Genomic DNA, 20,472 nt, shown 5'->3' with positions numbered 1-20,472 from the left:
GAAGCGATAAAACTATACTTAAAATAATCGCTTAACTAACGTAGACAGCAATGATCATCAAACTAAAATGGATATTAATACTATTAACCTTTCCGTGTATCGGATACGCCAATAACCAGTGTAATTCGTCTTCATGGAATGACAATCTTACCCAATTCAACCAATTAGAGTCCAATTACAATCAATACGTTAATGTATTCAATGCACTTTTAGCCGAACATAAACAGCGGCCTTTATTATCTCAGACGTTTTCCATAGAAGAGCTTGCGTTGCTGTGGCGCAAAAAAGTCAACACTACCCAGTTTGAAAATCAATTGCAGGCTTCCAAACAATACCAGAAGGAATTAACGCAAAAAGCAGTAGAGCTAACCAAACTGAGCACTCAGTCGAAATGGGTAGAAAATAGCTGGGGAAAACTCGCCAAAAGCTGTAAAGCATCGAATGCAAAAGCAAATCAGATCAGCGCGGAATGGTATCAAGATAACGCAAACCAACTCGCTAACGACTATAAGCAACTGGCTTCACAATTTCGTGCGCTCTCCCAAGCCTATGATAATGAAGCAAATGCTCTAGAAAGCTCTCTGCATTTATCCAATTCAATGCAAACCAACTCTCAAGGCAAGCTGAGTAATCCATAAACAAAAACACGCCACATTAGAGACATTGGTCACATTTTTCTTTACTTATGGCCACTTTTTGAGTAGTTTATCTCTGCGCACAATTTAATATGAATTTAGTTTTTGGCTGGAGATGATACTACACAATGGTTATCAATCGATTAAGTACAAGGAAGAGTCCTAATGCTACTAAAGCCAAGTTTTTGTCAGTAGTTAGGCATGTAAAGCAGTTTGGCTCTATCAGTGAGTTAGACTTGTGTAAAATTTTCGGAGAAACTATCTGGACTGATGGGAGGGAATACCATTCAGCCGCTTTCTCATTTAAAGTGGATCGCCAAACGGGCAATTGTGAAATTTCACAGTACAAGCACCCATCCAATATACTCAAGTAACTTAAATATGCTTTGCAACTATACTCAAGTTACTGAATAAAAAATATATTAATCAAAAAAGCGGAGTCCGTGTCGTAACTCCGCTTTTTTGATCATAAGACCTTGCGCATAACAATTGTAAAATCATGCTCCGAATACCCTTCCACTAATTCCACTCTTGAGCACAAAATCCGACAATAGCGCAAGACTCCTTCTTTGTTGTGTGAAGCGAGCATCTTCATGCTTGGCAACTTCGCTTCATCCAATAAATTAAATACACAACCCTCTCGAGCCGTCGCATACATTCTCTCAATCATTTCTATCGTATGGTGTGGGTTACTCGACTGGTAATTTAATGAGCCCGACGCGAACACATAGTCACTATCTTGTAGCGTTAGTCGAGAAAAGTCTCCACAAATAAACTCTGTTTGAGTACGGAAGTCACGTTGTTCAGCGTTATAGAGAAACGAGCGCAATTGGTCAATCCCAGTGTAGGATTTGGGCTGCTGTCCCCTGCGTTCAATAAACTCTAGTAAGTCTCCATAACCACATCCGAGATCCAATATTGTTTTATCATTCAAGTCGAGATCTCTGCACAAAGCTTCAAACCGACTGATTTGGCTGTATTTATCTTGCCAGCCTAACGTTCTGGCCTTGTCGTGACCAAACTGCTTATGCCGTTTGTGGTGATAATACGCAATTCGTAATCTATCTAACCATTTCATTATACTACCCAACGTTCCTCTCACGAGTATACGGGCAAAATGCCATGACCTTTAACCTGTCGTATCGCTAAATGTGTGTGGATGTCTTTGACATTTTCCAGTCTTTGCAATTTTCTCGTAAAGTCCTCGTACCCCGCAAGATCTCGGCTTACGACCTCCAACAAATAGTCATAAGCACCAGAGACGACATGGCAGGAGATAACTTCATCCATTCCGACGACAGCAGACTCAAAATCGTCAATAGAAGCAGCTTGGTGATTATTAAGACTGACATCAACAAACACCGTCATCGCAATGCCAATAGAATCTCGAGATACCAACGCTCGATAACCGCTGATCACGCCTTCTTGCTCTAAACGCTTAATCCGTCGCGCACACGGTGATGCAGACAGCCCCACCTTGTCCGCCAGTTCCGCGGTTGTCAGCGTTGCATCTTTTTGAACCCAAGTCAGTAGTTGCCGGTCAATTTTATCCATCATTCTTATCCTTGCCAGATTTTACCAAAAAATTAAGAATACACGCATTTTATAACCAATCTATTAATAATAAATATATATATTTGCCACCTATATTCATCAAATTTGTTCGACAATTTACCCATTGTTTATTAATGGATTCACTCGGTATGATTCTGGGTTACATGGCAATTCTGATCACGCTTTTGCTTTGGTCAGGCTTTTTCATTTCATTGAAAGGCGGGGCGGTATCGCAGCTACAACCTGCTGATATCGCGCTCGTACGCTTTTTAATACCCAGCCTGTTACTGTTCCCTTTAGTATTAAAAAACAAACAAGCACTGCGTTCGGTACCACAAAAGTACCTCATTGGCGTTGTGGTTGGCAGTGGGTTGCCCTACTTGCTCGTTGTCGGTACCGCAATGCACTTTGCCCCCGTATCTCATGGCAGTGCCCTAGTGCCAGGAACTCTCCCTATTTTCGTCTCTGCGATTGCAGTATTGTGCTATCAACAGACATTAAGCACTCACAGACTCGTCGGTCTTCTCTGCGTGTTTTTAGGCGTGTTTGTTTTTCTTGTTTCGAATACAGGGGCAACCTATAACTGGTCACAGCTTCAAGGACATTTTTTGTTTCTGCTAGGAAGTGCGATGTGGGCAACATTTACGATCAGTGCACGAGTGGCGAATCTCGATGCATACCTCTGCGCGGGGTTTGTCTCCATCGCGTCATTAGCATTGCTGATCATTGCGGTTGGCTTTGGGTGGGTAGAGAGTTATTTAACCGTTACACCGCTGAAATTCTGGCCTTGGAAGGAAATCTTAGGCCATGTCATGTTACAAGGCATAGGGGCGGGATTGATCGCATCGTATACGTTTATTTATGCGATTAAAGTCATTGGCGCAGAGGCAAGTGCTGCTTTTGGCTCTCTCACACCTGTTGTGGCCACATTAATCGCGATACCCGTTTTTGGCGAGCAGCCCGATTTAATCACTTGGCTGGCTATCGTGCTGGTCACGTGCGGTAGCGTAATTGCTAGCCAAATATTTATGAAAACCGGACTTAATCAGAGCTATCAACCCCCTGTACATAAATAATGATTCACAGGTTAATAGTATATGAATTCCGTCCCTCTCTAAGCGCCAAATGTTGCTGGCGCAGGATGCCCTGACCAGCAACATTTGTTTGGAAAGTAGACTACTGCTCACCAAAGCTTGTCGCCTCAAAACTATTAAGAAGACGATGTACTATATAAGTCACAAGCAATGTGGCTACGATTGCAAACAAAATACTGCTTACACGGTACAATGCACTGAATATGAGATCACTGTCTGGAGACAAGTACTGACCAAACAAAATGCCTAGCGTCGTTAAACCACCAAAGCCTGCACCCGAACCTGTTGATTCTTTCACATGCATGTAACTAAATAGCATCGCACCGATCCACAACATTGGTACAATAAATAACAGCATATCTGACCAATCATAAAGTATTAACTGACTGGCAATGCCAAAGGTAACACCCATCAAAGTTCCCATCGCCCGCTTACGCGCATAACCCAATGCCCCATTCCAATGCATGGGAAACAACAATAACAACGTGGTTGCTTGGGCTGACATAGAGTCGCTTAAGTCAAATATTTGAAACACTAAAAAAGAAAGGGTAGCAATACTTGCGCCCATAAGTGCCTCATGACGCATTCTATGACTTTTCTTGGGTTCCGTTGGTCTCGGTGGCGGCTGTCTCGGCTCGGCATCTGGGATCAAAAATGTCACTAAATAAGCAATCACAACGGAAAGCACATTGGCTTCTAAGTTACTAAAGATCAGATCATTTAGGTCAGTTGTTGGGTAGCTAGCAAAGTGAAGCATGATACTTAAACTGAGCACACTGTTTGCACCAAACAAAAACAAACTGCCTTTGGACATACAAGCAAATTTGTACACAAACAACCCAAACGCAATGAGCGTCATCATCACTGGGTGACCACCAAAGAATCCCCCCAGAATTCCCACTTCCAAACCACAAACCACCGCTGAAAAAACCAGCTGTCTTGCAGCATGTAAGCTCATCACAGGAACCATGCCTAATAAAAGCATTGGGGTTACCGTATAAAACACCCCGTAGTTCCAACCGAATAATTTACATATCGTAAAACCTATTGTTGCCCCTGTGGCAATGCGAACACACTGTCTAAAGTCATTCTCTGACATGGGGTGGTCCCATAGTTTCATACCACCTCCTAATTAGTAGATGTAGTGTAATGTACTCAAGAAACGAATCTGCAAGCGGCTCAACCAGCCAGAAACTGCGCTATCTGGTAGCAACTGTACTGTCGCACGAGCACCTGAAGGGAAAGAATATTGTTCAGAGCCATCAATGCTAAGGTGTAAGCGTAAACGTTGTGCGTCCCTTACCCAGCGATTTGAGTTAGTCGGTGTCGCAAGACGACCATTGGCGTCAAATTGACCTGAACTTACCCCTGCATCCACACTGGTAATCTGGGCTTCAAACACCTTGCCAGGTAAGCTATCAAACGCAACTAATGCGCGGCTATTTTGTTCAAAATGACGTAAGCTTTTCTCACGAAAATCCGCGATAATATCGACTTTGTTAGCAACAAGAGCAATCAACGGACTTCCTGCGGAAGCATAAGCGCCCGAATCTAACTGCAGGTTAGTCACAATGCCATCGTGCTCAGCCATCACTTTTGTATAAGAAAGATCCAATTCCGCTTGCTTGAGCTGATTTTGCGCAACGCGCATATTCACATTCGCAGCCCCCAAATCACCTCGACTTACTTCTAACTCTTTAAGACGAGCGCGCGCTGCTAATAAGTTCGCTTTTGCGGCGGTCGCACTGCTCTGCGCATCATCAAGCTGTTGCTGTGAGGTACCATTGCGATAAAACAGTTTATTCAAGCGTTTTGCTTCACGAACTTTCTGTTCAGAAACAATTTTACTTGCCTCGACATCGGCTTTTGCAGCCGCGATAGAAGCATCTAACTGTTCATTAGTTTGTATAACTTGTTCAAGGTTTAGCTGCGCTCTCTCTACCGCCAGTTGATAAGGTTGCGGGTCGATTTGAAACAGCGGATCACCTTTATGAATTTCCTGGTTGTTCTCTACATACAATTGCGTGATTTGTCCGCTAACGCGAGGGGATACTTTGGTCACGACGCGAGTCGCCATCGCTTGAGGAGTCAATGGCATTGCGAGATCGGCAACAAGAAAATAGATAAATACGAATAAAAACGCGAAGCACGAATATTTAATCCAACGCGCAAATTTTTGATCTGGAGTCATGAGCAATAACTTCTCTTTTTTGGGGATTTCTTACTTATAGCCAAACAAACACACGGCACTTGCGGCTGACTTAGGTGCCTTATGGTTATTGGTAACTACTCGCTAAGTAATTGACGATTTTTCTAGACTATTCCAATGACTCAAGTGCATTGTTTGCAATTTGCTCTAGTGCCAAATTCACCTTTTCAAGGTCTTCTTCAGCGATATCCGACAACAACTTTTTACGAACTACAAGAATTCGGTTTTCTAATTGTTTTATTAGTGCCTTACCTTCTTCAGTCAGGCTTACAATGCGAGCTCGCTTGTCATGTTCACAACAACGACGAACCACCAAACCTTGCTCTTCAAGCAATTTCAAAGTGCGCATTAAGGATGCCAGTTCAATTTCCAATGCGTCTGCAAGATACTTCTGACTGGCGTTGTCACCCAATCGATGTAACTTCCATAAAGCAGTCCAACGTGGATAGGTTAAATTCAGCGGCTCCAACTCTCGATCCGCGACCATTTTCCACAAACGTGCAACACGAGATAGCTTTTCTGCTATCGAAAGCTCATTGAACATATTGGCATCATGCATTTTAAGTCCTAATTAATTACTTAGCTTGCTAACTAATATAAAGTACTTAGCTTGCTAAGTAAATAGTTTTAGTGATAACTATCACATTTTTTAGTATGGAGACTCAAAGCCAAACCGACAATTCAGCTTACTTTTATTGCAAAGCTCGTGTCAGCGCTTGCCATGCGAGAAGTGGGAATCTGGCAAATTGATGTTTGAAGCAAAACTCAAAATACTCGCTAGGCCAAGTAAACAAGGCATGTTGTACTTTCGAAGTTAAACTTTGTTCGGATGGGAGCACTTAGTCAAAAAGCGTTGTGATCAAGGTGCGTCGATTGGAAGAGGCTGAAGTTGATGGTTCGGATACTATTCATTAAGAACCATAAAACTGGGCCCTTAGATAATAAAGCAAGCAGGTTTAGTCGATTCGAAAACGGTCTGATCTGTTGCGGTAAAGTGATCTCTCGTCTATCAAACATCACTGTGACTGTGGCATCGCATAAATTTTGCCTCCGCTTTAGAATAGCACTGCCCATCGACATAAATGTCACTTTTCAATAAATACATACCCCGTTTGCTTTTTACGCAATGGGCCTCAACCTGAATAACGGTGTTGAGAGGGATGGGCTTAATAAAACGTACCTCAAGTTGCGCCGTCATTGCGCAAACGTCGCGAGCAAATAGGCAGTGTGTCATGGCCGTATCGTGCAAAGCACTAATTGCACCACCCTGCATGACATCTTGATAGCCTTGCACTTTTTCTGTTGGTACAATTTCGCCCTGAACCCCGCCATCTGACATTAACGTAAAGTGAATGACCGTATGGTGGTTGAAAAAGGGCTGACAGCAAACCGCACACTGCTGGTGATTGTTTGGGATTTGGATAGACATAAAATACCGCAGAGTTAAAGACTAGGATTGCTCCTAGACAAAAATTTAATAAGGCATAAACAAAATGGCGAGACCCAAAAAAGAACGAAATATATGCAGTAGTGCGCCATACGAGTGTTTTAAGCCCAATGGCGTACCACTGTCTAAACTCCATAAAATCGAGCTGTTGGCAGACGAACTCGAAGCCCTTCGCTTGGCCGATTTAGAAGCCCTAAGTCAGTCAGAAGCAGCAGTTAGCATGGGCGTCTCCAGACAGACATTTGGCAATATCGTGAAACGTGCGCGAGCTAAGGTGGCACAAAGCTTGGTTCATGGTCAGGCACTCATGTTTAGTCGCGAACCATAACGCTTATCAAAGAGCATGAAGCTTACGGTTCCTGAATTTGATATAGCATGCGCGAGTGGTCATCGCATGTATCGACACAGTTGCATTCTCTTTCTATTTCAATATTAGCAAGCCCGCCGCAACTCCCTTGTATTGCTTGGCGTTTCAGCATCACGCCTATCGCCATTAAGATCACAACGACTAGAAACACCATAAAACTGATCACATACGTCATTGCTTTTTCTCTGGTTGAACCGTTAATTTGAAAACTTTAGCAAGATGATTCATTGCTTTTGGTGAAAGCTTATTACCCAACGTTTGTCGGCCTACCGTCCCCCCGCTATTTACGCTCCGTCGCATACTCACTGATAATGAAGACGTAGGGCTATGCATAGAACAGCCCTCTCTGCTTTTCTTAGCCGAAGGGCGAGCAAACTCAATGTGAGTAACAGGCGTTAATTGTTTTTCATCCAAAATATCTAAATCAAACCCTCGTGGCGCACTCAGTACACGAACATTAAGCTTAAACAGTGCGCTCAGCATATTAGTACCAATTGAGCGAACAACCACGGCATCCACCTGATTGTCTTGCAAAACTTTGTTCCAGAACTTCTTATGACTACAACAAGCTGAAGACTTGGGAAGATCGAGGATGCGTTTGGTATCGGTTTTGCTATCCCAAAGCATGATCTGAGGGGCTTTAGCAAAGTGATTCGAAAGTGAAGACTCGCGGCAGGGAATGGCGAACAACATAGTGTGCTCCTTAGTCTGAGGAATAACAACACTATACAATTCATTATTGGCATATGCCAATAATGAATTGTGAAACATAAGGTTCCATACTACGTAATTAGATACCAATAAGGAGACAAAGGCGTATGAAACAAGGCAATGTTTCGTTTAACGTCTTTCAAGTAAAAAGTGGTGTTTGAAGTGAACCAATGCCTCATAGAACATTTTTTCTTTTATTGGTTTAAACAGCACATAGTTTGCACCAGCAGCAATCAGAGCGTTACTGGTTTCTTGAGATGTGTCTGCGGTACAGGCGTAAATCGGGGTTGTCAGTTTCAGTGTCTTACGTATTTCTTCTGTCGTTTCAATCCCGCCAAGGTGCGGAAGTTGATTGTCCATCAGGATAAGGTCGTAAGTATGCTGTTCAAGTAATGTTATCGCTTCTAAACCATCCTTCGCCCAGTCAACCTGCATTTCATATTTTTGACAAAACGCTTTTAATATAAACGCATTAGTATGGTTATCTTCCACCAACAGGACTTTTAAGCTCGTATCAAACAAGTCTGCGGGCTGGATCGTGGCAACGATTTCTGATTCAGTTTGAACCTTCTCACTCTCCCTGACGGGTAATGAAACAACAAATGTCGTTCCTTTACCTTTCTGACTAGTAATCTGAACATCACCCTCTAGCATATCAACTAAGCTTTTGACTATCGTGAGCCCTAAGCCACTGCCGCCAAACTCGCGTGTGGTGGTCGCTTCCTCTTGCACAAATGGCTCAAACATTTGCTCAATTTTCTCAGTCTCGATGCCAATACCGGTATCGGCAACCTCCACCCAAAGCACACTATTTTCTGTTCCGGAGAATTGTTCTAAATTTGCCGTTAACCGAATACTTCCAGATGGGGTAAATTTTACTGCGTTACTAATGAGGTTGAACAAGATTTGGTTCAAACGTATCTGGTCAGTAAATATCTCCATATGCGCTGGGAGATGATTCTCAATAATAAAATCGACCCCTTTTATTTCACAGGTAGGACGATAGACATTGTCCAAGGTGCGAATCGTCTCTGCAAAAGAGAATGAATGCTTACGTATCCGAAATTTACCTTGCTCGATTTTGGAAAAATCCAGAATGTCATTTAAAACCGCAAGTAAGTGTTCACCACTGTGACGGAGCACATCAATTTGATTACGTTGTTCTTGCGTCGTCGCAGAGTTCTTCAGCAATTGAGCACCACCCAAAATACCATTGATTGGAGTGCGTATTTCGTGGCTCATTTTTGCAAGAAAATCAGCACGAGTCTGCGCCGACTTTTCTGCTTCTTGTCTTGCTAAATTACTTTGTTTCTCGGCTTCGATTAACGCGGTGATGTCTTGCCCCTGAACAATGATACCGCTAATGTCATCTTCTACTCGGATTGGCGACAAGTTCCAGCGATAGATTTTTTTATCGATCGGTACATTAACGCCTGTGAGTGTTGCCCCTTGAGCCGCCATCTTAAGATGCGGAAGCAGCTTCTCTTTAAAGCTATTAAAAACCGGATGCATCGTTTCTACATCCGCCTCAACCACCAGTTCTCTTTTCGCGGCTGGGTTAATTTGTATCAATATACCATTTTCAGACCACACCATTATTGGAGACAGCGCGAAGTTAAACAGGTCTCTAAACGATCGTTTTTGCGCTTCAAGTTCTTCAATCGTGTTCTCTAGTGTTAATCCAATATGATCGAACTCCTCAATATCTGAACCACCAAATCGTTCAAAAGCCTTGTCTTCTCGTGCGGCACGAGTGTAGGACATTAACGTTCCAAGCTCTCTTCCTAGGCGGTTTTCGATCCATTCTTTAGTCAGTAAGGCAATAATGATCATTCCAATGACGGACGCCAACATGGCCAACACATGTTGCAATTGCAGCATGACGACATTTTGATTGTTCTGGATCGTTAACAAGGCCAGATCCGTTTGAGATGCATTCACTTCTATTGGTGCTTTTATCACCAATAATTCTGCTAACTTTTGTTTAGATTGTTTACGCTGAAGAACATCAAATATTTTGTATGATTCGTCACCGGCTAAAGAGCTCGCTAATGGTGTGTCATCCGCCACCAGCACAACGTTGTCAATGTTTCCTTTGTTCTTGAGCTTTTCCATCAGACCAAAGTTACCATCCAACACGACTGTACTGTATAAGTGCCCCATAACCTCACCCGTTTTGGGCTCAAGAACAGGGACCTTCCTCATCAAAAGGTGCCGCTCCCCCATCGGAGTAGGCGTTTTGATGTAGTACCAGTTGTTACTGAAGGTCACTTTACGAGTAAGACTATCGAGTATCGACTCGTTAATTCCATAGAAATGCGCGTTGTTATCTTCCCAAACAATGCCTTGGTGATCGGTGAGTAACCGAAACTCTGGTGTATGGGACGGATCGCTCTTATCAACGCTGAGAAAAAAATAATTTAACGCTTCTGCATCATGTTTTGTATAAAACCCTAACACCACATCACTTTTCGCATTGCCGTTATGATGTATTTCGAGCGCTTCAAAGTGGCTGTCAAATATATTCAGTATCAGTGCTGACGTTTGTTGCTTCGTCCTATCAACTTCTTGCCAAATGATTTGTTTGGAGAAGTAATAACTCTGAACGAATATGCCTAGAATAATTGGGGCGAGGACAAAGACGATGATACGAGTAATCAGCGTCGAAAGAGAGCGACGCTTGGTTGGTTTTGCTCGCGTGGGTGACTTGATCATCAATTATCTGAGTATCTAAAGGCGCGTTTTCTCAACGCTTCAATTTTATCTTCAGGGTCAGATTTTGTGACGACTTCAAAATCACCAGAATACACCGTCGGTACTGGTTTACCCTCCAAATCCCTTTTAATTGCTTCCGCCATCGCAATACCAGTATCGTCATTCATACGCATCACCGTAATATCTAGTTCTCCTTTCGACATCGCCTCTAGTTCGGCAGAGCCGCCTCCCCAACCGTTGAGCATGACATCATCACGCCCCAATTCAGCTAAAGCTTTCGATGCACCTAGCGCAACATCCGTAGAGCAAGCATAGATAAATTGAATGTCTGGATACTTTTCTAGGCTGGCTTTTGCCGCTTCATAGCCGGATCGCTTTGTCGCTTTAGTATAGTAAGCGGATTGTAGTTCAAACTTGTTATGTTGATTGACTTGTTGGATAAAGGTGCTGCCTCTCGCGTCACTCACATACCCCTCTGAAAAGTAGAGAACACTGTAGCGTGTATGCTCAGGGAATCGCTTGCCAAACTCTTCGGCCAATTTGAGGCTTCCTTCGATATGGTCAAAGCCAACGTACAAAAATGGTTGACGTGTCTCCCAATCTTTTATCGGCGTTGTGATGTTCTGCAAAATCAGTTTCGTACTTCGAGAGTCTAGAACGTGTTCGACAAATTTACGATGGCGCGTCGTGTCTAACGTAAAGATTAAGTAATCAGAGTTACTTTTTAACGCCTCCATCAATGATAAACTTTGTTGTTTGGCATCAGAGTTCGGCCGAGTGAAAACCTGATTAAGCTGGTAATCCACTTGGAGCTCGTCTAGACGTTTTTCAAACGCAGTGATGTTTCTGCTCCAGTAATCTGATATTTGCTGCCCTGGATAGACCACTGAGATTTTAAGTCGACGTCTATCTTCTTTTTTTAATGGTACTGGGGCTTCTCGCACGGATTGAGTGAGCGCATCGGTAAGTTGCCTCTGTTGCGGAAACTCATCCAAAAATTGTTGATAAGACCAATAACCACTTAAGACTTTTGAAGCCTGAGCAGCTTGCGTAGCCGGAACCATACCTGTGAGTGAAATTAGGGAGAATAATAATGCTTTTTTCATCTCTCGCTCTTTATAATTGATGTTGAGACCTTCTGACGAGACTGAAGTACAATGTAACACTTTATAACTATATGAATATATTGCACGACTAAGTTTTTGAAGAGAACAACAACTGCTGATCTTCCGCTACCTCGATGAACGCTTTCGATGCAACCAGTCGCTCTTTCTTAGACTTGGTAAGCTGTTTGATAAAATACTCTGCTTTCATGGCCAGCATTTTCGAATCAAAGCTCATTGACCACTCTAGATGCAAAGGGCCTTTGCCTTTTAAAGCTTTTGCCCCTTTCCCTTCCTGATGCTGTCGAAACCGTCGTTCAACGTCAATTGTGACACCGCAATACAACGCATTACGGTTTGTTCGAATCAGATAAACACTCCAGATAGGAGTCGCCTGTTCACTCATAAAAGTAAAGATTCAACTTGCGCTTTCAAGGTATTCAGTTCTTCACGAAGTTGTGCGACATCCTGTTCCAGTTGGGTTACGCGACTAACATCTGACGAAGCAGCAGATGCAGTGGAAACGAAGGTAGACACATCCACGTCCCCACAGAACAAGTGCATATAACGTGACTCGCGCTTTCCTGCTTCTCGAGGAAGTTTCACAACAAGAGGGCCCTTATCTTCACTTGCTAAGTGTTCCAACACGGTTTCAACTTCTTTTACATCATGGAATGTGGCTAAGCGATTCGTTCTCGTGCGGAGCTCACCCGGTGTTTGTGCGCCACGTAACAACATACAACACACGATACCTTTCTCTTGCTTGCTCAGCTGCAAGTCACCAAATTCAGTATTACAAAAACGATGTTGGTATTTACTCACTCGGCTATTAAAAGCACTTTCATCACTCACTAAACGACGTCCAATTAACGCATCCACCGCGTCCAACACCTCAGATTCAGACAGCGTCATCACAGGATCACGATTACTTTTTTGATTGCATGCGTTAGTCAGTGCATTAAGGCTCAGAGGATACTGTTCGGGCGTTGTCACTTCTTTTTCTATCAAACAGCCAATGACGCGTGCTTCTGTTGCTGTTAGCTCAACTTTCATAATGCATTTCCTTATTATTTTTGTATTTGAATTGATACCTAAATTGGGTTGAAGCGCTTTGCGCTGCTCTCTCATTACACGAGCGAAAAGGAGGTTGGTATCGATGTCAGGCAAAAGAAAAGGCTGACCACACGGATACGTTTTAACAACGCCCTTAATGCTCTGATAAGATAGGTACTGGCCTCATCTTGCCATTTTCATCTATCATCATGATCTTAGAACGATTAAGTTCAACTTCTGTGATCTCAAGTTGTGCGCGCTCTTGAATGTACGCATCTTTCAATTTTTCTGCTTGAGGATGAGTTGAAGGTTCACTCTTCTGAGTATCGATTTGCTCCGCTGTATGACCAGAGTCCATATCACGTTTCATCATTTTGTATTCAATGATGTTGATAATATAGAGAAGATCTTATGATGACAATGAGACGATGTATTCCTAATGAGGATTTACGCATACACCGTCAGTAGCGACTCGAACCAACTAAAGAAGGGCAAGGTCCGATGCGCCGTCATCATTGATTGATAAATGTGCAACTTAACGTTGAGATTGATCTAAAGACTGTTATGCCACGTGATGTTGTGCTTTAATCGTGATAAATATTCATAAATTAGGAAAGGGAACTATGAGTAGCGTATTTGAGATCGTTAGCCAAGCGCGTCGTAAAAACAAGCTAAAGCGTGAACTTATTGATAATGAAAAGAAAGTTCGTGACAACCGTAAGCGTGTCGACCTTTTAGAAAACCTACTAGACTACATCAAGCCAGAAATGACTCAAGATGAAATGCTAGCAATCATCAAGAACATGAAAGCAGATTACGAAGATCGTGTTGACGACCACATCATTAAGAGCGCTGAGATTTCAAAAGCTCGTCGTGATATCAGCCGTCGTATTCGTGAGCTCACAGAAGAAGATAAGCAGTTGACAACAGGTAATAAGAAATAATCACCATAAGTGGTTAACCTAGGTTAAGTCCTGCTAAAACCCCGAGCAAAAACCAGTTGCTCGGGGTTTCTTTTTGTCACCGCTCTAAAGCCGATGTACAATTTCATCTACTTTCGTTCCTCAACATCTAGAAATTAGTTTCGCTTCTATGCCTTCAAATACATCAAGCTCTACTGCTTCTCTTGCTAAGCAGCTATTCACTATGACCTGGCCAATGCTTTTTGGTGTACTTTCACTGATGAGCTTTCAACTGGTAGACAGTGCATTTATCGGACAGTTGGGTGTTTTACCCCTGGCTGCACAAGGTTTTACCCTACCGCTTCAGATGGTCGTTATTGGTATCCAGGTCGGTTTAGGAATTGCCACGACAGCGGTGATTTCAAAAGCACTTGGCGCGAATGACCTTCGCTATGCTAAACAGCTCGGCGGCCTGGTATTGATGATAGGATCGATTGGTGTCGCCTTTATCGGTGTTTTGATTTGGTTGTTGCGCTACCCGATTTTGTCGCTATTGAGCGCTCCAGATAGTGTTTTACCAATCATTGATAGCTACTGGCCGTTATGGCTATTGAGCTCTTGGACCGGTGCTGTTCTTTACTTTTATTACAGTATTTGTCGCTCAAACGGGAATACGATGTTACCCGGCACCATGATGATGGTCACCAGCGTCATCAACCTCATTTTAGATCCAATTTTTATTTTCACTTTAGATCTAGGCATCAACGGCGCCGCAATTGCAACCATTTTGGCTTTTGGCATCGGCATCCTTGTTGTGGCTCCGCGAGTCAAAAAAAATCACTGGGCCACCACTCAATGGCAAGATTTAGATGTGATGGCGAGTGTTCGTTCGATTGGCAACATCATGGGACCAGCGATGATAAGCCAGCTATTGCCGCCATTATCATCGATGTTAGCAACCAAACTCCTCGCAGGAATCGGGACGGCTGCCGTTGCAGCATGGGCAATTGGATCTCGCTATGAGTTTTTCGCCATCGTATCCGTACTTGCGCTTACGATGTCTCTCCCACCGATGGTGGGTCGTTTGCTTGGGGCGAAAAATTACAAAGACATTCAATCTCTGGTAAGTATTGCGGTTAAATTTATTATGGGCTTCCAATTGCTCATCGCGATAATCACTTTTGCACTTGCTAACCCTCTAGCGCTTTTGATGACGAGCGATATCCAAGTTGAAAATGTATTAGAAATGCACTTAACGATTGTGCCACTCAGTTTAGGATCTCTAGGGGTTTGTATGCTGATGGTATCGGTCTGCAATGCTTTAGGTAAATCTTACACTGCCCTTACGATATCAGCGCTACGACTGTTTGTGTTCTTTCTACCGTGTTTATGGATAGGATCTCAACTAGGTGGTATTCAAGGCCTTTTGCTCGGCGCTTGTCTTGGTAACCTTTTCGCAGGCCTTGCCGCCTATCTTACCTATCGCAACACCATCGCAAAGTTGTCAGTGGCGTAATGCTCACAGGTGTTGTTATACGTTAAACAGTAGCAACTAAAGTAGCCCATAATTAACAAAGCCCTCAGGACTGAAGTGACCCCGTAAACTGTGGGCTTTGTTTGTACAGAGCGTTGTGGCTTCTGAACTCAGATTAACGCTGAAATGAATTAACGAGTTTGTGAAATATTGCCTTTGTGAGGATTATCCTCAGGAAAAATAACGCCAGTTTGTTTTCTGATTTCAGTTAACACTTTAGCGATTAACAAAGAACGCTGTTTAGCGTCTTTCTCCATTACACCCAACTTGATTTGCTGAGCGAACGCTTGTGCTTCATAAAACATAGGATTTTCCACTTGCGGTTGGGTCAAAGTCTCCTTCTCTTGCCCCCTTAACACCCGCTCAACGGAGCGGCCAATGGAAATCATGTCGACCAATACACTACCCTGCTCCCCTTGGAACTCACTTGGAATCAGCGAGTCACTCACTTTAGAATGAAGTAAATTGACATTAAACCCGTTGTACGTAAGCGTGACACTCCCACATCCATCCACGCCAGAGGATAAAAGATAAGCGCTGGCTTTTACTTGGTGGGGTTCACCAAACAATTCAATAGCCGCGCCGACACAGTAGTAGCCGATGTCCATAATGGAGCCGTTTGAAAAGTCCGGATTGAACGTATTGGGGTTCTCGCCATTCAAATATTTTTGATATCTCGAAGAATACTGACAATAGCTGATCGTTGCATGCCTTAGTGGAGAGATGCGCTCTAGACTGCTCTTCAATACACTAAAATTAGGTGTGTATGGCGTCATGAAAGCCTCAAAAAGCACCACATTATTTTCTTCAGCACATTCAAACATCTGCTGCGCTAACGGATAGTTAGATGCCAGCGGTTTCTCGCAAATAACATGCTTACCCGCGGTTAGCATTTGCATCGCTTGTGGGGCATGTAAGGAGTTCGGGCTCGCGATATATACTGCATCAACTTCGGGATCATTCGCTAAGCTCTCCAAACGATCGTAAAAAGCCTCCGCATTGTAAGAGATTCCAAATGCTCGCGCTTTCTCTAGATCTCTCGAGTAAACGGCTTTTAAACAAAATTGTCCGGTTTGAATAGCAGCCGATACAAATTGGTCAGAAATCCAGTTGGTTCCAATTACCGCAAGTTTATACATCTCTTTCCCTTTATCATTTAGTTACTGCAGAGCCACCATCACTCTTAGGATTAAAACGTGACATCATGCAAACTTTTCAACTTTTGTGACAACCTCATTGGGAGGAATCACACGCATACAAATAGCGTAATATTAAAAAGCTTAATTACTAACATTTACGTTTACCAATATCGTTGTCTTATGGACACATATCACAACGAACACTTGAAATTCAACGCAAAATTACGTTCTAAATTTGAAGTTACTCGTTATTGTCACGAAATAAGTCACCTATTATCAATATGTCAATACTCTGAATCCATGGTATTGAACGCACCAATTCTCCACGAGAACGCCCTTATACAGGACTATAATCTAGATTTATTTTTCCTAGCAGAATAAGGCATTCAACTTTAGAATCCGCACCCATAATTATTACAAACCATTTACACACCCCTAAACTTTACTCTTTATCGCAGCTAAATGGCGGTTAAGAGTAGTGTTAGCCCTCAAACGTGAAAGGTCCAATACGACAATGAGTCCAGAGAAATATCTCCAAGATTGGCAAACAAGCCAGACTATCGCAGAATCTATTTCCCCTCTAATCGGTATGCTTTATCGCCAAAAAGGAATCGAAGTGGTTCTGTTTGGTAAAACTCTTATCAATGCAACAACCATAGACATTCTCAAAACTCACCGTGTAGCAAGAAGATATGCTGGAAGTCCTCTTTCTCTCGAACACACAATGCCTATCGTTCAAGCACTGTGTGAGATAAGTATTTCATCTTGCCGAGTCGATATCGGCCAATTGGCAACTCAATATTGGAAAGAGCATGAAGACACCAATGCTCTAAATGATTTTCTACAAACTGCGCTAATTGGCGCGCGTGATGCAGACTCCTCTCTAGAAGCGCGTGATGTTGTTCTTTACGGCTTTGGTCGTATTGGGCGCTTGTTAACGCGTCTGCTAATCGAAAAGAGCGGTCCGGGTTACCCACTTAGATTACGCGCTATTGTCGTGCGCGGCGGCAAGAAAGGTGACTTAGAGAAACGAGCGAGCTTACTTCGTCGCGACTCGGTACATGGTCAGTTCAATGGTAGCATTATCATTGATGAAGAGCGAAAAGCACTGATTGTTAACGGCAACTACATCCAAATTATCTATGCAAATAACCCAAGTGACGTCGATTACTCCGTGTACGGTATTCACAATGCGCTTGTTGTAGATAACACGGGGGTATGGCGTGATTCTGAAGGCTTAGGTCAACACTTAGCGTGTAAAGGTGCAGAAAAAGTTCTTTTAACAGCGCCAGGCAAAGGTGACATAAAGAACGTTGTGTTCGGTGTTAACGAGTCTGTTATCCAAGAAGACGATCGCATCATCTCAGCCGCAAGCTGTACGACCAACGCGATCACACCAGTATTGAAAGCGTTGCACGACAAATATGGCGTTCTGTCAGGTCACATTGAAACGGTTCATTCTTACACCAATGACCAAAACCTGATCGATAACTTCCATTCCGGTGATCGCCGTGGACGCAGTGCTTCTCTGAACATGGTTCTGACTTCAACTGGCGCAGCCAAAGCAGTAGCAAAAGCACTGCCTGAACTCGCCGGTAAACTAACAGGTAACGCAATTCGCGTACCGACGCCAAACGTATCGATGGCAGTTGCAAACCTGAACCTAGGTGAAGAAGTGGATCGTGATTCACTGAACGAATATCTACGAGAAATGGCATTAAACTCTGAGCTTTCCGCACAAATTGATTACACAGATTCGACTGAAATCGTATCCAGTGATTTAGTTGGCTCGCGCCATGCTGGCGTCGTGGATGGTCAAGCAACGATCGCACAAGATAAACGCTGCGTACTGTACATTTGGTATGACAACGAATTTGGTTACAGCTGCCAAGTCGTGCACTGTATGGAACAAATGATGGGGGTTCGTTACCAAACTTTCCCGCGTTAAATAGACCGCCTCACGCTCGGTAAATAACAATAAGAAAAGTAAATAACAATACGCAAAGTAAACCATCATATGCGCAGAAAACAACGTTAGGCTAGATAATAATTATACTTTATATAACAATTACATACACCTAAGATAACAATAACACGCTAGATAAACATTGCTCCACAACGTTAATCCCATAGCGTACCACTCTCTTAACTCTCTTTTATACGCCTGACTAACCTCAGGCGTTTTTTTCTTTCTCGTGCTTTTTTCACTTATAGACTCAGTAATTTCAAAGTGCTTGTTCGGCGAGAATTTATTCGCTCTTAGGCAAGGCACTGATTTGAATACATCGTCATTCTACGTAAAAAAGCAGTCACGTAGCACTAGAGCATGAAATTCAAGAGCGCCAAATTCAACGGCGAAGTGAGAAGCTCGCCCTTTGGCTGTTCATCAATAAAGTCACTTAAGTATACGTTCATGTTTTGTTCATGTTCACACGAGTAATATGAACCCATAGATTGAAAAAAGAGGTCACAAATATGAATCGGATTATTGTTACCGCACTGGCTCTGATTACTGGCGTATTTACTTTGCTACTTAGCCTAGTCCTTGCGATTCCATTGACCATTGCAGCCCTGATTACTGGTAAACGCATCGAGAAGCGCGTATACCGCATGCAACAAGAAATGAATGAAGAATATAAATTCAACACTGGCAAAGCCGAAGCTATTGAAGGTGAATTTGAAGAAGTGAACCGTTAAAAGTGAAGTGTTTCCAGCCCCCAACTGTTCCTGAGATACTTCTTTTTATACCCAGTCTTGATAGCTAGACTGGGTATTTTTTTATTTAGCCCGACCTAAATAGTAAAAACAACGCGCAAGGCCAGTAGGATCAAGACAAGCCCAGACAAACGATCAATAAGCACCGCCTTTGCGCGAATTTTATCTACGACTTTTGAGCTGGATAATACAATTGTAATGAAGGTGTACCACAAGCCATCAACAACAAATGGTGTCGCAACAATGATCATTTGATTACTGAGATCATTACCCAGAGCAACAAACTGACTAAATAGTGCAATGAAAAACAGCGCAATTTTAGGGCTTAGAATGGAAATAAAGAAGCCTTCTCGTGCAGATTGACCGACCGTCGTTTCCTTTCCTGATTCTAGCTTTGCCGCCACGCCCCCTTTCGAACGCAACGCATTAAATCCTAAATAGGCGAGATATCCCGCCCCTAGCAAGCTTATTGTTTTAAATAGAATCGGACTTTGTTGCAGCACCACCGCTAGGCCAATCAATGTGATAAACGCATATATGCCTATCCCAAAAGCATGTGCCCAAGCCGTTGCCAAGCCATTAACTCTGCCACCAGCTAACGAGTGTTTCGCAACAATAGCAAGACTCGGACCCGGCGACATCGCCCCCAATAAACAGACGGTAAAAAGTGATAACCAAATAGTTAGTGTCATAAATGCCTCTCCTTAACAGACTCTCATGCAGACTTAACGAAGGGTGACCCTGTGGTATTAAAAAATTCGGTCAAGACCGTATGTGTCATTAAGTGACGAAGTTCTGGATACCGTTGAATTTGATCTCTGATTTCATTCAAACGATTCATATTGGGCACTTGAACAAAAACCATCATGTCGGTCTCTCCGCTAATGGCATGACACCACTTGACGCCATCAATTTTGTACAACTCATCTGCGTAGGATTCGCAATAATACGTTGAGGTAGACGTATCAAACTTTAACGCAAAATAAGCACAAATCGAGTCCTCTGCCGACGGTGCAATTTCTGCATGATAGCCCAAAATAACTTTGTCATTTTCTAGCTTACGAATTCGAGCAGTTACCGCTGAGCGAGATAAGTTAACTTTATCAGCAATTTCAGTAACCGAAAGTCGAGCATTATGCCGGAGGATATCAATGATCTTGTGATCAAACTTGTCCATAAACTTACCGCTTATTCCTTATTTCGTTTATTTTACAACGATTTTAAATGCATAAGAAACCAACATTTTGTTGGAATTATTTGAAACAACCGTCATATTGTCGGCTCAGTAACGCAT

General features: G+C 43.0%; 23 protein-coding genes. 7 read left to right on the top strand and 16 right to left on the bottom strand.

Annotated elements, in window-relative coordinates; translation table 11 throughout:
- Positions 1-50: 50 nt before the first annotated feature.
- Positions 51-638, top strand: a complete 588-nt coding sequence (locus tag ONE56_RS15060) for an ATPase (protein ID WP_423840955.1) — start codon at positions 51-53, stop codon at positions 636-638.
- A 463-nt stretch (positions 639-1,101) separates the two neighbouring features.
- Here ONE56_RS15060 and ONE56_RS15055 read toward each other — a convergent pair whose 3' ends face one another.
- Complete coding sequence (locus tag ONE56_RS15055; protein WP_423840954.1) at positions 1,102-1,713, bottom strand: class I SAM-dependent methyltransferase; 612 nt, start codon at positions 1,711-1,713, stop codon at positions 1,102-1,104.
- Between the two features lie 20 nt (positions 1,714-1,733).
- Positions 1,734-2,189 (bottom strand): Lrp/AsnC family transcriptional regulator, encoded by a 456-nt coding sequence (locus ONE56_RS15050; RefSeq protein WP_041155942.1) that lies wholly within the window; start codon positions 2,187-2,189, stop codon positions 1,734-1,736.
- 149 nt (positions 2,190-2,338) lie between these two features.
- Here ONE56_RS15050 and ONE56_RS15045 point away from each other — a divergent pair, with 149 nt between their 5' ends.
- Positions 2,339-3,265: a DMT family transporter gene (locus tag ONE56_RS15045; RefSeq protein WP_041155986.1), complete on the top strand. Its 927-nt coding sequence runs from the start codon at positions 2,339-2,341 to the stop codon at positions 3,263-3,265.
- A 100-nt stretch (positions 3,266-3,365) separates the two neighbouring features.
- Here ONE56_RS15045 and ONE56_RS15040 read toward each other — a convergent pair whose 3' ends face one another.
- The 4 genes from ONE56_RS15040 to ONE56_RS15025 form a co-directional block, all read right to left on the bottom strand.
- Positions 3,366-4,403: a DUF2955 domain-containing protein gene (locus ONE56_RS15040; RefSeq protein ID WP_041155941.1), complete on the bottom strand. Its 1,038-nt coding sequence runs from the start codon at positions 4,401-4,403 to the stop codon at positions 3,366-3,368.
- 12 nt (positions 4,404-4,415) lie between these two features.
- The gene (locus ONE56_RS15035; RefSeq protein WP_423840953.1) at positions 4,416-5,474 is read right to left on the bottom strand and encodes an HlyD family secretion protein; all 1,059 of its coding nucleotides are present in this window, start codon (positions 5,472-5,474) and stop codon (positions 4,416-4,418) included.
- Between the two features lie 127 nt (positions 5,475-5,601).
- Entirely contained in the window at positions 5,602-6,051 is a 450-nt protein-coding gene (locus tag ONE56_RS15030; RefSeq protein WP_041155939.1) for a MarR family transcriptional regulator, read from the bottom strand.
- A gap of 450 nt (positions 6,052-6,501) precedes the next feature.
- Positions 6,502-6,921 carry a PaaI family thioesterase gene (locus tag ONE56_RS15025; protein WP_041155938.1) on the bottom strand — a complete coding sequence of 140 codons (420 nt, stop codon included), beginning with the start codon at positions 6,919-6,921 and terminating at the stop codon, positions 6,502-6,504.
- 64 nt (positions 6,922-6,985) lie between these two features.
- Between ONE56_RS15025 and ONE56_RS15020 the strand changes: the two genes are divergently transcribed.
- A complete protein-coding gene (locus tag ONE56_RS15020; protein ID WP_041155937.1) occupies positions 6,986-7,267 on the top strand; it encodes a DUF134 domain-containing protein in 282 nt (93 codons plus the stop codon).
- 22 nt (positions 7,268-7,289) lie between these two features.
- On the opposite strand, the gene nqrM is transcribed toward ONE56_RS15020, so the two are convergent.
- From nqrM to ONE56_RS14985, 7 genes are all read right to left on the bottom strand, one after another.
- Positions 7,290-7,481, bottom strand: coding sequence for a (Na+)-NQR maturation NqrM (gene nqrM / locus ONE56_RS15015; RefSeq protein WP_331438608.1), 192 nt, complete (start codon positions 7,479-7,481; stop codon positions 7,290-7,292).
- A complete protein-coding gene (locus ONE56_RS15010; protein WP_423840952.1) occupies positions 7,478-7,999 on the bottom strand; it encodes a NifB/NifX family molybdenum-iron cluster-binding protein in 522 nt (173 codons plus the stop codon). The genes nqrM and ONE56_RS15010 overlap by 4 nt, the downstream gene beginning before the upstream one ends.
- Before the next feature lie 147 nt (positions 8,000-8,146).
- Positions 8,147-10,732, bottom strand: a complete 2,586-nt coding sequence (luxQ, locus tag ONE56_RS15005; protein ID WP_423840951.1) for a quorum-sensing autoinducer 2 sensor kinase/phosphatase LuxQ — start codon at positions 10,730-10,732, stop codon at positions 8,147-8,149.
- On the bottom strand, positions 10,732-11,838 hold the full coding sequence (locus ONE56_RS15000; RefSeq protein WP_041155934.1) for an autoinducer 2-binding periplasmic protein LuxP: 1,107 nt from the start codon (positions 11,836-11,838) through the stop codon (positions 10,732-10,734). Before ONE56_RS15000 ends, luxQ begins: the two co-directional genes overlap by 1 nt.
- A gap of 88 nt (positions 11,839-11,926) precedes the next feature.
- Positions 11,927-12,241: a GIY-YIG nuclease family protein gene (locus ONE56_RS14995; RefSeq protein ID WP_423840950.1), complete on the bottom strand. Its 315-nt coding sequence runs from the start codon at positions 12,239-12,241 to the stop codon at positions 11,927-11,929.
- Positions 12,238-12,888, bottom strand: a complete 651-nt coding sequence (locus ONE56_RS14990) for a YceH family protein (RefSeq protein WP_041155932.1) — start codon at positions 12,886-12,888, stop codon at positions 12,238-12,240. Before ONE56_RS14990 ends, ONE56_RS14995 begins: the two co-directional genes overlap by 4 nt.
- Before the next feature lie 154 nt (positions 12,889-13,042).
- Positions 13,043-13,258: a hypothetical protein gene (locus ONE56_RS14985; protein ID WP_052481540.1), complete on the bottom strand. Its 216-nt coding sequence runs from the start codon at positions 13,256-13,258 to the stop codon at positions 13,043-13,045.
- Between the two features lie 253 nt (positions 13,259-13,511).
- Between ONE56_RS14985 and ONE56_RS14980 the strand changes: the two genes are divergently transcribed.
- Entirely contained in the window at positions 13,512-13,832 is a 321-nt protein-coding gene (locus tag ONE56_RS14980) for a DUF496 family protein (RefSeq protein WP_041155931.1), read from the top strand.
- Positions 13,833-13,980: 148 nt separating this feature from the next.
- Entirely contained in the window at positions 13,981-15,306 is a 1,326-nt protein-coding gene (locus tag ONE56_RS14975; RefSeq protein ID WP_423840949.1) for an MATE family efflux transporter, read from the top strand.
- Positions 15,307-15,455: 149 nt separating this feature from the next.
- On the opposite strand, the gene ONE56_RS14970 is transcribed toward ONE56_RS14975, so the two are convergent.
- On the bottom strand, positions 15,456-16,463 hold the full coding sequence (locus ONE56_RS14970) for a Gfo/Idh/MocA family protein (RefSeq protein WP_423840948.1): 1,008 nt from the start codon (positions 16,461-16,463) through the stop codon (positions 15,456-15,458).
- Positions 16,464-16,977: 514 nt separating this feature from the next.
- Between ONE56_RS14970 and ONE56_RS14965 the strand changes: the two genes are divergently transcribed.
- Together ONE56_RS14965 and ONE56_RS14960 are read left to right on the top strand one after the other, a co-directional pair.
- Positions 16,978-18,411 (top strand): glyceraldehyde-3-phosphate dehydrogenase, encoded by a 1,434-nt coding sequence (locus ONE56_RS14965; protein WP_423840947.1) that lies wholly within the window; start codon positions 16,978-16,980, stop codon positions 18,409-18,411.
- Positions 18,412-18,938: 527 nt separating this feature from the next.
- Positions 18,939-19,160: a hypothetical protein gene (locus ONE56_RS14960; protein ID WP_041155927.1), complete on the top strand. Its 222-nt coding sequence runs from the start codon at positions 18,939-18,941 to the stop codon at positions 19,158-19,160.
- 95 nt (positions 19,161-19,255) lie between these two features.
- Here the strand turns inward: ONE56_RS14960 and ONE56_RS14955 are convergent, their stop codons facing one another.
- Positions 19,256-19,870: a LysE family translocator gene (locus tag ONE56_RS14955; protein ID WP_041155926.1), complete on the bottom strand. Its 615-nt coding sequence runs from the start codon at positions 19,868-19,870 to the stop codon at positions 19,256-19,258.
- Positions 19,871-19,893: 23 nt separating this feature from the next.
- Entirely contained in the window at positions 19,894-20,355 is a 462-nt protein-coding gene (locus tag ONE56_RS14950; protein WP_041155925.1) for an Lrp/AsnC family transcriptional regulator, read from the bottom strand.
- Positions 20,356-20,472 lie beyond the last annotated feature (117 nt).

The organism is Vibrio mytili (assembly GCF_049563345.1).
GTDB lineage: Bacteria > Pseudomonadota > Gammaproteobacteria > Enterobacterales > Vibrionaceae > Vibrio > Vibrio mytili.
This window is presented reverse-complemented; position numbering and strand designations above follow the sequence as displayed.

Bases quoted from the DNA above. Each gene is read 5' to 3' on its own strand.
- ONE56_RS14970 (WP_423840948.1), bottom strand. From the start codon at position 16,463: ATGTATAAACTTGCGGTAATTGGAACCAACTGGATTTCTGACCAATTT.
- ONE56_RS15025 (WP_041155938.1), bottom strand. From the start codon at position 6,921: ATGTCTATCCAAATCCCAAACAATCACCAGCAGTGTGCGGTTTGCTGT.
- ONE56_RS15030 (WP_041155939.1), bottom strand. From the start codon at position 6,051: ATGCATGATGCCAATATGTTCAATGAGCTTTCGATAGCAGAAAAGCTA.
- ONE56_RS14980 (WP_041155931.1), top strand. From the start codon at position 13,512: ATGAGTAGCGTATTTGAGATCGTTAGCCAAGCGCGTCGTAAAAACAAG.
- ONE56_RS14975 (WP_423840949.1), top strand. From the start codon at position 13,981: ATGCCTTCAAATACATCAAGCTCTACTGCTTCTCTTGCTAAGCAGCTA.
- ONE56_RS15055 (WP_423840954.1), bottom strand. From the start codon at position 1,713: ATGAAATGGTTAGATAGATTACGAATTGCGTATTATCACCACAAACGG.
- ONE56_RS15050 (WP_041155942.1), bottom strand. From the start codon at position 2,189: ATGGATAAAATTGACCGGCAACTACTGACTTGGGTTCAAAAAGATGCA.
- ONE56_RS14965 (WP_423840947.1), top strand. From the start codon at position 16,978: ATGAGTCCAGAGAAATATCTCCAAGATTGGCAAACAAGCCAGACTATC.
- ONE56_RS15010 (WP_423840952.1), bottom strand. From the start codon at position 7,999: ATGTTGTTCGCCATTCCCTGCCGCGAGTCTTCACTTTCGAATCACTTT.
- nqrM (WP_331438608.1), bottom strand. From the start codon at position 7,481: ATGACGTATGTGATCAGTTTTATGGTGTTTCTAGTCGTTGTGATCTTA.
- ONE56_RS15020 (WP_041155937.1), top strand. From the start codon at position 6,986: ATGGCGAGACCCAAAAAAGAACGAAATATATGCAGTAGTGCGCCATAC.
- ONE56_RS15000 (WP_041155934.1), bottom strand. From the start codon at position 11,838: ATGAAAAAAGCATTATTATTCTCCCTAATTTCACTCACAGGTATGGTT.
- ONE56_RS15060 (WP_423840955.1), top strand. From the start codon at position 51: ATGATCATCAAACTAAAATGGATATTAATACTATTAACCTTTCCGTGT.
- ONE56_RS14955 (WP_041155926.1), bottom strand. From the start codon at position 19,870: ATGACACTAACTATTTGGTTATCACTTTTTACCGTCTGTTTATTGGGG.
- luxQ (WP_423840951.1), bottom strand. From the start codon at position 10,732: ATGATCAAGTCACCCACGCGAGCAAAACCAACCAAGCGTCGCTCTCTT.
- ONE56_RS15035 (WP_423840953.1), bottom strand. From the start codon at position 5,474: ATGACTCCAGATCAAAAATTTGCGCGTTGGATTAAATATTCGTGCTTC.
- ONE56_RS14950 (WP_041155925.1), bottom strand. From the start codon at position 20,355: ATGGACAAGTTTGATCACAAGATCATTGATATCCTCCGGCATAATGCT.
- ONE56_RS14990 (WP_041155932.1), bottom strand. From the start codon at position 12,888: ATGAAAGTTGAGCTAACAGCAACAGAAGCACGCGTCATTGGCTGTTTG.
- ONE56_RS15045 (WP_041155986.1), top strand. From the start codon at position 2,339: ATGATTCTGGGTTACATGGCAATTCTGATCACGCTTTTGCTTTGGTCA.
- ONE56_RS14985 (WP_052481540.1), bottom strand. From the start codon at position 13,258: ATGAAACGTGATATGGACTCTGGTCATACAGCGGAGCAAATCGATACT.
- ONE56_RS15040 (WP_041155941.1), bottom strand. From the start codon at position 4,403: ATGAAACTATGGGACCACCCCATGTCAGAGAATGACTTTAGACAGTGT.
- ONE56_RS14960 (WP_041155927.1), top strand. From the start codon at position 18,939: ATGAATCGGATTATTGTTACCGCACTGGCTCTGATTACTGGCGTATTT.
- ONE56_RS14995 (WP_423840950.1), bottom strand. From the start codon at position 12,241: ATGAGTGAACAGGCGACTCCTATCTGGAGTGTTTATCTGATTCGAACA.